This is a genomic window from Sphaerospermopsis sp. LEGE 08334 (assembly GCF_015207205.1).
Classification (GTDB): domain Bacteria; phylum Cyanobacteriota; class Cyanobacteriia; order Cyanobacteriales; family Nostocaceae; genus Sphaerospermopsis.
The window spans coordinates 1-9,095 of the sequence record NZ_JADEXH010000084.1; the positions used below are offsets into that span (position 1 = coordinate 1).

Here is a 9,095-nt window from a genome sequence, read left to right on the forward strand (position 1 = left end):
ACATCCTTAAATCCTGGAAATCCTGATTCAGACAAATACAACTTTAAACACCAAACAAACCATCTAAAAATTCCCATCCTGTACATCCTTAAATCCTGGAAATCCTGATTCAGACAAATACAACTTTAAACACTAAACAAACCATCTAAAAATTCCCATCCTGTACATCCTTTAATCCTGGTTATCCTGATTCTGACAAATGCAACTTTAAACACCAACAAACCATATATAAACTACCATCCTGTCAATCCTTAAATCCTGGACATTATCTCGACTTACTTCGACTTCGCTCAGTACAAGTCGCTAGATAACCACCTGATTCAGACAAAATCAAACATCCTAATTTATCAGTGCTTAATCCAATATGATATAATAAACAACTAGAGCTTAATGAGGATCAAAGAATGTACGATACCGATAAACGCAAATTATTATCAGCCTTATCTCACGGAGCAATTTTTTTTAGTACAACTATTGTATCTGTAGGTTTACCCATTGCTTTATTAATCATCTCTGATGATCCAGTTGTCAAAGACAACGCCAAAGAATCTATCAACTTCCATTTCAATGTTTGGTTTTATGGCGCAATTTTAGGAGGTTTATTTTTTCTCCTTGGTTGGTTAGTGTTACCATTGATCATATTACTACCACTCGCAGGTTTAGGATATGTGCTACACTGGGGATTAACAATTTTTGCTATCATCAGCATTTTTGGTAATCCTGATACACCCTTCCGTTATCCATTCATCTTCCGAGTTTTTTAATCATCCTTTTCATTAGGTATTTATTTCATGATCAGTAATCAGCTATCAGTAATCAGCTATCAGTAATCAGCTAAGAGAAAGGATTCAGAAATTATAACTTCGAGAATGCTATTTTGGGAGCATCCCAAATGTGTAAGTTTATTTTTTCATTGAGTCCAAGACATGAAATAAACGAACCACGAAGGGACGAAGGACACGAAGGAAAGAAAGTTTTAGAGAGATTTTGCAGAGGACAAGTTTATTTTTTCAAAATTGGAATGCTCTCGTTATTTGTATCTGTTTCTTTTTATTCTTTGTATTTCCATCTTTCAGATACATATATTTTATTCTCACTCCTGACTCCTGACTTCTGACTCCTGACTCCTGACTTGAAAATTATTTTCCCCAATTCCTTCCCGGAAAGTGTCAACAAAGTTGTAAAATACAAAATTGCCCCACAGCTTCATCAACGGTAGGGCAAAGACAGTTAAGCACTGTTTCTAGTTTGGCTGAAAGTCACAAGTTAAAGCACTGCTTTTGTGACGCTTTGTTTTATGTCCATTGCGTTTTTCTTGATATAAAATCTATGTTCCCCACCCATCGTCCTCGTCGTTTACGTACTCATCCCCAACTACGTCGCATGGTACGTGAAACTGTTTTAACAACCAATGATTTAATATATCCTTTGTTTGCTGTTCCCGGTGAAGGTATTGCCAATGAAGTAAAATCTATGCCAGGAGTTTATCAGCTTTCAATAGATAAAATTGTTGAAGAAGCAAAAGAAGTTTATGATTTAGGTATTCCCGCTATTATCTTATTTGGAATACCTGAAGATAAAGATGTTGATGCTACTGGTGCATGGCATGATTGTGGTATTGTGCAAAAAGCAACCACCGCAGTTAAAGCAGCAGTTCCTGATTTAATTGTTATCAATGACACTTGTTTATGTGAATATACAAATCACGGACATTGTGGTTATTTAACAACTGGTGATTTAACTGGTAGAGTGTTAAATGATCCGACTTTGGAATTATTGAAGAAAACCGCAGTTTCTCAAGCTCAAGCTGGTGCAGATATTATCGCACCTTCGGGAATGATGGATGGTTTTGTGCAAGCTATTCGTGCAGGTTTGGATGAAGCGGGTTTTCAAGATATCCCCATCATGTCCTATGCTGCTAAATATGCTTCTGCTTATTATGGACCATTCCGGGATGCAGCAGACTCCACACCGCAGTTTGGAGATAGACGCACTTACCAAATGGACCCTGGTAACTCCCGTGAAGCGATCAAAGAAATTGAGTTGGATATTGCCGAAGGTGCTGATATGCTAATGGTAAAACCAGCTTTGGCATATATGGATATTATTTGGCAGGTGAAGCAAGCTAGTAATTTACCTGTGGCTGCTTATAATGTCTCTGGTGAATATTCTATGGTGAAAGCTGCTGCTTTGAATGGTTGGATTGATGAGCAGCGTGTGGTGATGGAAACTTTGACTGGCTTTAAGCGGGCTGGTGCTGATTTGATTTTAACTTACCACGCTAAAGATGCGGCTCGGTGGTTGTAAATTAAAATATTATCTCACGCAAAGACGCAAAGGCGCAAAGAGGTTTTTGAGTGTTTTTGTGTTTGGGCGTGAGATTTTTGGGATTTTTGATGCAAAAAACAAAGAAAGATCATTTTGCGTAATAATACTGTTGTGTTAATAACACGATATTTATATCTTCATACTAAGAATGTTTTATCTTAGGAAGAATTAATCATGGTTAAGCTAAATTTTTATGGAGAACAAGGCAGATTGGTTTTTTCAGAAGAATATAGCCATGCTCAAGGAGGAATTGTCGATTTCTATCTAAACAAGAAATATGATTTTGGCTTATCTCATAAAAGTGGAACAATTATTGAATATAATGAATATGGTATGACATCAAAGATTTTACCGGGTTACGAAAATTACATAACAGTTAAGTTTGATGATGGAAGCATAAATGATTTTAATCTGATTTATATCTATCACGAAATTAATGATATACCCATACCTTAATTAATAGCCAAAACAACCGGAAAAAGCCAGAATAATAGTCTAATATTTCTGGTTTTTTTATGATAAACCTCAAGAATAATATCTAAATTAGTGACCACTATAAGCATAAATCTATTTGTTGTAGTCTTTATTATTAAATGTTTATAAATTGAGGATATATTGACTGATAATTTCTTTTAACTCTTGAGGTGCTTCAATAGCTATTGCTGCTCCCAAGTCAGGACGAATAACCCACCACCAAAGTAAAGTTTCTAAATGGGTTGGTGGATCATTATCGGGACACCATTCAATATATCCTTCATTCACACCAATGAGATTGGGAAAAATATCATTAGCTATGGCAACACGCTCATCTAATTTGTTAAATTGTATAATATCTTGCCAATTAACCTGATTGGGAATTGAGTTTAAAATTGATTGTAAATCTAAAGTCAGCATTAAACTATTCCTCCAAAAGCTCTAATAACTCTTATACCAAAGTCTTGTTGTTCTTCAAATGACTGAACACTCAGCCACTCTCTCACTGTAATATTTGATGATTTGGTGATTTCCGGTTGTATAGAATTATAAAAATTGGTAATTTCTTGATGTATTGAACCTTTACCATGTTCAAGCTTAACTAAATTTCCTGTATTATGAATAGCCTCTGCACCAAATCTTTGTAAATTGACAGTTGTTTGTCCGACAATATGATGCCAAGCTTGTCCATCACCTGCTGCACCCATTGTTCTTTTAAATTCACTAAAACTCTGAAAACCTCGTCCTTCTCTTTTCGGAGAAATTTCGGTTCTTGATGCTAGTTCTTTGGCTAGTATTTTTGCTATTTCTTCTCTAGTTTCTTCTGTCACTGATACTACAATTGAAAATTTAATTTTATTTTAACAGAACTGACACAAAAACTATTAAACTCTTATTCCTCTGTGTCCTCTGCGGTTCGTTATTCCATAAATAATGCGTACTTTTTTTGTATTAACAAGCTTATCCTTTCACATAAACAGCTATCAAATGTTCAACTTCTTGAAAAACGCTTTTTATTGTCTGTATAGCATCATGGGATAATGCAAACTTAATCGTGTTAACCAGTCCCCACCAAGCTTGTAATGTGCCTTTATTGGTAGATTGACGTAACTGTAAAGTATAAAATTCTTTCCAAAAGTTGGGTGCTTTATAGGTTTTGAGTTTGCGCCAACGTTTACGCCAAGTGAGAATATCCTTGTCTGTGGGCGCTTCTGCTTCTAAAATCGCTGGTAAGTCGGCGTAACTCACAAATCTGACTAAATGTTCGGAAACTACCAGGATAACGTGCGGCCAACAGCGAATCTTTCTGATTTGCTCTACGGGTATTTTCAATAATAGGGCGATCGCTTCTTTGGTGACAAACTTAAATAAAGGATTGACGTAGTTGGATTTTGTGGTTTCTAGTGTTATCATGATTAAAGACTTTTGGTAAAATGAACCTGTATTTTGGTTGAACAAAGCCAAAAAGTTGAAATTGATATTTAGATTGCCGATCGCTCTTTCGTTTGGTAGACTAGGGGCGATCGCTTTTTATGTTATAACTATAATAGACTATAATTAGGCTTTTGTCAAGTATGGGTTTGGTGAGGTTGCGGGTTAAAGAATTTGCAGCGGAGAAGGGTTGGACACTAAAGGAAGTTTCTGACCGTTCAGGAATAGCATACACCACGCTGAAAAATTATGCGAAGTCTCCGGGGTTAGCTTCGGTGGATGTTACTTCTCTCCACAAGTTGGCACGGATATTTGATGTTATGATTGAAGACTTGTATGAAATAGTCAAGGAATAGGTGACTGGTGATTGGTGATTGGTGACTGGTGACTGGTGACTGGGAGAATGAATAACCCAACTACCCATTCATTAGTAGTTTCTTGAAGAAACCAGGTTTCTGCGTAAGTCCTATTTAGACTGGAAGTAGCTGAGTACAATCCAAAATCCAAAATCCAAAATTGATAGAGTGCGATCGCTGACGTTATTAAGGACGGAGGCACGATAAAATTTGAAAACATTAAATTCTGATAAAGGTCTAAATGGCAGAAACACTATTTTTTAACGCTCTGCGGGAAGCTATTGATGAGGAAATGTCCCGCGACTCTAGCGTATTTGTTTTAGGTGAAGATGTAGGACACTACGGCGGTTCTTATAAAGTCACCAAAGACCTATGCAAAAAGTATGGTGATCTGCGAGTATTAGATACCCCTATTGCGGAAAATAGCTTTACCGGTTTAGCAGTGGGAGCAGCAATGACAGGGTTAAGACCGATCATTGAAGGTATGAACATGGGCTTTTTGCTCCTCGCTTTCAACCAAATTTCTAACAACGCGGGGATGTTACGTTATACTTCCGGCGGTAACTTTAAAATTCCCATGGTTATCCGTGGACCGGGTGGTGTGGGAAGACAGCTAGGTGCAGAACACTCCCAAAGATTAGAAGCATATTTCCAAGCAGTTCCCGGTTTAAAAATTGTCGCTTGTTCCACACCTTACAACGCTAAAGGGTTACTGAAAGCAGCAATCCGCGATAATAACCCAGTGTTATTTTTTGAACACGTTTTACTTTACAACTTAAAAGAAAATCTACCCGAAGAAGAATATGTACTCCCACTGGATAAAGCGGAAGTAGTACGTTCTGGGAAAGATGTTACCATCCTTACTTATTCGCGGATGCGGTATCATGTCCTGCAAGCGGTGAAAACCTTGGAAAAACAAGGATATGATCCAGAAGTTATTGATTTAATATCCCTCAAACCTTTAGATTTTGATACTATTGGCGCTTCAATACGGAAAACCCACCGTGTGATAGTGGTGGAAGAGTGTATGAGAACTGGGGGTATAGGTGCAGAATTAACCGCTTCTATTAATGACAGGTTGTTTGATGAATTGGATGCGCCTGTATTGCGGTTGTCTTCCCAAGATATCCCCACACCTTACAACGGTAATCTAGAACGGTTAACTATTGTCCAACCAGAGCAAATTGTCGAAGCTGTACAGAAAATGATGGCTTTGCGAGTGTAGGAAAATTGATAATTGATAATTGATAATTGATAATTAATAATTGTCAATTGTCAATTGTCAATTATTCCCTAATCTTCTACTCAAACCTGACAAAAAGAACGTTATTATAGCCTTTGTCAGTTGTGAGTTATGGTATGCAAAAACAGCGATCGCTACTAGCGTTAATTATAGTGTTGGTAATCGCCGCAGTTACGGTGATTGCCACAATTCCTGTACCCCTGGGGTTAGACTTGCGGGGAGGATCACAGCTTACTATTCAGGTGAAAACAACCGAAGAAATAAAGGAAATCACGGAACGCGAACTAGAAGCCGTGAAAAAAGTAGTTGAAGGTCGTATTAACGGCCTTGGTGTTTCTGAACCAGTAATTCAAACAGTAGGTACTGATAAAATTTCCGTGCAGTTACCAGGGGTCAATGACCCAGAACAGGCAGAAAAGGTACTAGGGGGTACAGCACAGTTAGAATTTCGGTTACAAAAGCCAGATACAGATACTCAACTAGAGGCCTTCAGAGTATCAGAAACAGAACTGAAAAATAAGCAAGAAGAATTAAGAACAAGCAATGATGCAGATGCTATTGCTAAAAATCAAGAAGAGATAAAGAAAAATCAGCAAGCCATCGCCGAATTATTTGCCAGCACTGATCCACCATTAACTGGTAAATACCTCAAAGATGCCTATGGTGAACCCACCCAAGGTAATAATTGGAATGTTGTCCTGCGCTTCGATACCAAAGGTGGTGAACTATTTGCAGACTTGACTCGAAAGTTAGCAGGAACAGATCGCACTATCGGTATTTTTCTTGACAATGAATTAATTAGTTCTCCCACAGTAGGAGTAGAATTTGCAGCCACTGGGATCACAGGTGGTTCTGCCATAATTACAGGACGTTTCCAAGCAGAAGAAGCCAATAATTTAGGTGTACAGTTACGAGGAGGCGCGTTACCCGTACCTGTAGAAATTGCCGAAAGAAGAACAGTAGGTGCAACTTTGGGGCAAGATAGTATTCAAAGCAGTATTTACGCTGGTATCGGTGGTCTAATTTTAGTCTTAATCTTTATGGTGGTTTATTACAGACTACCAGGATTGATTGCCGATGTATCTCTAGTGATTTACTCTCTTTTAACCTGGGCTACCTTTGCGTTATTAGGCGTTACCCTCACCTTACCAGGAATTGCTGGATTTATCCTCAGTATTGGTATGGCGGTAGATGCTAACGTACTGATTTTTGAGCGCACCAGGGAAGAATTAAGAGCCGGTAAATCTTTATATCGTTCTGTGGAATCTGGTTTTTACCGAGCATTTTCCAGTATTTTAGATAGTAATGTTACTACCTGGATTGCTTGCGCTGCTCTATTTTGGTTAGGTTCTGGGTTAGTTAAAGGTTTCGCCCTCACCTTAGCTTTAGGGGTAGCTGTGAGTATGTTTACTGCCATTACCTGTAGTCGTACCTTGATGTTTATAGCAATTTCCATTCCCTCTTGGCGGAAAACAGAACTTTACTGTCCTAACTTGACAGCAGCAAATAAGACAGAGGTGGCTAGATGACACTACATATTAATAAATGGCGCAATCTTTGGTGGACTATTTCATCAGCAGTGATCCTGAGTGGTATCATATCAATGGTGATATCTTGGCAAAATCCCAACATTCAAGCACCTCTGCGTCCTGGGTTAGACTTTATTGGTGGTACGCGCTTACAATTGGTGAGAGATTGTAGTCAACCGGGCAACTGTGAACAACCAATAGATATTAATGTGGTGCGGGAAGTTGCCAAAGAGCAAGGACTAGGAGATAGTAGTATTCAATTAATCTCCGAAAATGGTCAGAAAAATGGCATCACTATCCGTACAAAAAACCTAGAAACTGATCAAAGAACTAAATTACAAGCAGCTTTAAGTGAAAAAGTTGGTGCTTTTGATCCGCAAAAAAACCAAATTGACTCTGTTGGTCCGACATTAGGAAGAGAACTGTTTAGGACTGGAATTATAGCTTTAACAGTTTCCTTTATCGGTATTATTATCTACCTCGCTGTACGTTTCCAGTGGGATTATGCGGTGTTTGCGATCGTTGCCACATTTCACGATCTCTTGGTGACAGCAGGGATATTCTCAATTTTTGGTTTGGTTGCAGGTATAGAAGTAGATAGTCTATTCATTGTCGCCTTGCTGACTATTACAGGTTTCTCTGTTAACGATACGGTTGTAATTTATGACCGCATTCGGGAAACTATTAAAACCCATCCTCAAACACCAATCGCAGAAATTGTTGATGATGCTGTCAATCAAACTTTAACCAGGTCAATCAACACTAGCTTAACAACTATGTTGTCTTTGTTTGCTATTTTCTTGTTTGGTGGGGAAACTTTGAAATATTTTTCTCTGGCTTTAATTATTGGCTTTGTAGCAGGTGCTTATTCTAGTATTTTCATTGCTAGTACCCTGTTAACATGGTGGCGAGAACGCAATGAATATACAATAGATAAAATTCATACATCTGTTGATTAAGGAGTCAGGAGTCAGTAGGGGCGAAGCATTAGGACAAAAATATTGGGGAAAAATCGAGAATTAATCACCCGAATGCTTCGCCCGTAAAGTAAGGATAATTGATAATTGATAATTGATAATTGATAATTAAAAATCAAACAGAGTTTTAATTTTTTTTTTAATTCATCAACATCAACATCAACATCAACATCAACATCCTGTACATCCTTTTAAGGAAGTGGGAGAAACAAATATAGCTACTACTATCATAACAGTAGGTGAGCTAACTTATATGTGGGAAAATTGGAGAGACAATCATGAGTAATTGAATATCTTGATTTTGATGTTTGATTTTTTTGTCTGAATCAGGATGTCCAAGATTTAAGGATTTACAGGATTTAATGGATTATCAATTTAACGATCTTTCAAAATTAAATAAATAATTTCCCTGATTTCAATAATCAATAATATAAATATATCACAAATATTCATCAACCAATCACATCCTGATGCAGAAAAATCATCAAATTAACACTTGACAAAATCCCCAGATTGTTTTATTCTTATGTTATGGGTGGAAAAGAGTACGCCCATATATATATATAGACTTTATATATAGAGTTTTCAACTATCAACATCATAAATTTCCATCCCATCCTGAAAATCCTCAAATCCTGGAAATCCTGATTCAGACAAATACTTAAATCAGCAAATCACCACCAACCATTAAACACTATCATCCTGAAAATCCTCAAATCCTGGAAATCCTGATTCAGACAAATACTTAAATCATCAA

Annotated in this window: 10 protein-coding genes; 7 read left to right on the forward strand and 3 right to left on the reverse strand. The window is 37.4% G+C overall.

The features are described from left to right. The first annotated feature begins 404 nt into the window (after positions 1 to 404). From IQ237_RS25455 to IQ237_RS25465, 3 genes are all read left to right on the forward strand, one after another. Complete coding sequence (locus IQ237_RS25455; RefSeq protein ID WP_194060032.1) at positions 405 to 764, forward strand: DUF4870 domain-containing protein; 360 nt, start codon at positions 405 to 407, stop codon at positions 762 to 764. Positions 765 to 1,329: 565 nt separating this feature from the next. Further along, the gene (hemB, locus tag IQ237_RS25460; protein ID WP_096565892.1) at positions 1,330 to 2,307 is read left to right on the forward strand and encodes a porphobilinogen synthase; all 978 of its coding nucleotides are present in this window, start codon (positions 1,330 to 1,332) and stop codon (positions 2,305 to 2,307) included. Positions 2,308 to 2,502: 195 nt separating this feature from the next. Beyond that, positions 2,503 to 2,784, forward strand: a complete 282-nt coding sequence (locus IQ237_RS25465; RefSeq protein WP_194060033.1) for a hypothetical protein — start codon at positions 2,503 to 2,505, stop codon at positions 2,782 to 2,784. A 141-nt stretch (positions 2,785 to 2,925) separates the two neighbouring features. On the opposite strand, the gene IQ237_RS25470 is transcribed toward IQ237_RS25465, so the two are convergent. The 3 genes from IQ237_RS25470 to IQ237_RS25480 all read right to left on the reverse strand — a co-directional run bounded on the left by IQ237_RS25470 (position 2,926) and on the right by IQ237_RS25480 (position 4,215). Next, the gene (locus IQ237_RS25470; RefSeq protein WP_194060034.1) at positions 2,926 to 3,222 is read right to left on the reverse strand and encodes a hypothetical protein; all 297 of its coding nucleotides are present in this window, start codon (positions 3,220 to 3,222) and stop codon (positions 2,926 to 2,928) included. Beyond that, entirely contained in the window at positions 3,222 to 3,632 is a 411-nt protein-coding gene (locus IQ237_RS25475; protein ID WP_194060035.1) for a hypothetical protein, read from the reverse strand. Before IQ237_RS25475 ends, IQ237_RS25470 begins: the two co-directional genes overlap by 1 nt. A gap of 130 nt (positions 3,633 to 3,762) precedes the next feature. Further along, on the reverse strand, positions 3,763 to 4,215 hold the full coding sequence (locus tag IQ237_RS25480) for a hypothetical protein (protein WP_194060036.1): 453 nt from the start codon (positions 4,213 to 4,215) through the stop codon (positions 3,763 to 3,765). Between the two features lie 161 nt (positions 4,216 to 4,376). Between IQ237_RS25480 and IQ237_RS25485 the strand changes: the two genes are divergently transcribed. The 4 genes from IQ237_RS25485 to secF all read left to right on the forward strand — a co-directional run bounded on the left by IQ237_RS25485 (position 4,377) and on the right by secF (position 8,320). Beyond that, the gene (locus IQ237_RS25485) at positions 4,377 to 4,589 is read left to right on the forward strand and encodes a helix-turn-helix domain-containing protein (protein WP_096565886.1); all 213 of its coding nucleotides are present in this window, start codon (positions 4,377 to 4,379) and stop codon (positions 4,587 to 4,589) included. 241 nt (positions 4,590 to 4,830) lie between these two features. After that, positions 4,831 to 5,814, forward strand: coding sequence for an alpha-ketoacid dehydrogenase subunit beta (locus tag IQ237_RS25490; protein ID WP_194060037.1), 984 nt, complete (start codon positions 4,831 to 4,833; stop codon positions 5,812 to 5,814). A gap of 134 nt (positions 5,815 to 5,948) precedes the next feature. Beyond that, on the forward strand, positions 5,949 to 7,361 hold the full coding sequence (gene secD / locus IQ237_RS25495) for a protein translocase subunit SecD (RefSeq protein ID WP_194060039.1): 1,413 nt from the start codon (positions 5,949 to 5,951) through the stop codon (positions 7,359 to 7,361). Continuing rightward, positions 7,358 to 8,320 carry a protein translocase subunit SecF gene (gene secF, locus IQ237_RS25500; protein ID WP_194060038.1) on the forward strand — a complete coding sequence of 321 codons (963 nt, stop codon included), beginning with the start codon at positions 7,358 to 7,360 and terminating at the stop codon, positions 8,318 to 8,320. Before secD ends, secF begins: the two co-directional genes overlap by 4 nt. The last annotated feature ends 775 nt before the right edge of the window (positions 8,321 to 9,095 follow it).

Bases quoted from the DNA above. Each gene is read 5' to 3' on its own strand.
- secD (WP_194060039.1), top strand. From the start codon at position 5,949: ATGCAAAAACAGCGATCGCTACTAGCGTTAATTATAGTGTTGGTAATC.
- secF (WP_194060038.1), top strand. From the start codon at position 7,358: ATGACACTACATATTAATAAATGGCGCAATCTTTGGTGGACTATTTCA.
- IQ237_RS25465 (WP_194060033.1), top strand. From the start codon at position 2,503: ATGGTTAAGCTAAATTTTTATGGAGAACAAGGCAGATTGGTTTTTTCA.
- IQ237_RS25485 (WP_096565886.1), top strand. From the start codon at position 4,377: ATGGGTTTGGTGAGGTTGCGGGTTAAAGAATTTGCAGCGGAGAAGGGT.
- IQ237_RS25480 (WP_194060036.1), bottom strand. From the start codon at position 4,215: ATGATAACACTAGAAACCACAAAATCCAACTACGTCAATCCTTTATTT.
- hemB (WP_096565892.1), top strand. From the start codon at position 1,330: ATGTTCCCCACCCATCGTCCTCGTCGTTTACGTACTCATCCCCAACTA.
- IQ237_RS25470 (WP_194060034.1), bottom strand. From the start codon at position 3,222: ATGCTGACTTTAGATTTACAATCAATTTTAAACTCAATTCCCAATCAG.
- IQ237_RS25455 (WP_194060032.1), top strand. From the start codon at position 405: ATGTACGATACCGATAAACGCAAATTATTATCAGCCTTATCTCACGGA.
- IQ237_RS25490 (WP_194060037.1), top strand. From the start codon at position 4,831: ATGGCAGAAACACTATTTTTTAACGCTCTGCGGGAAGCTATTGATGAG.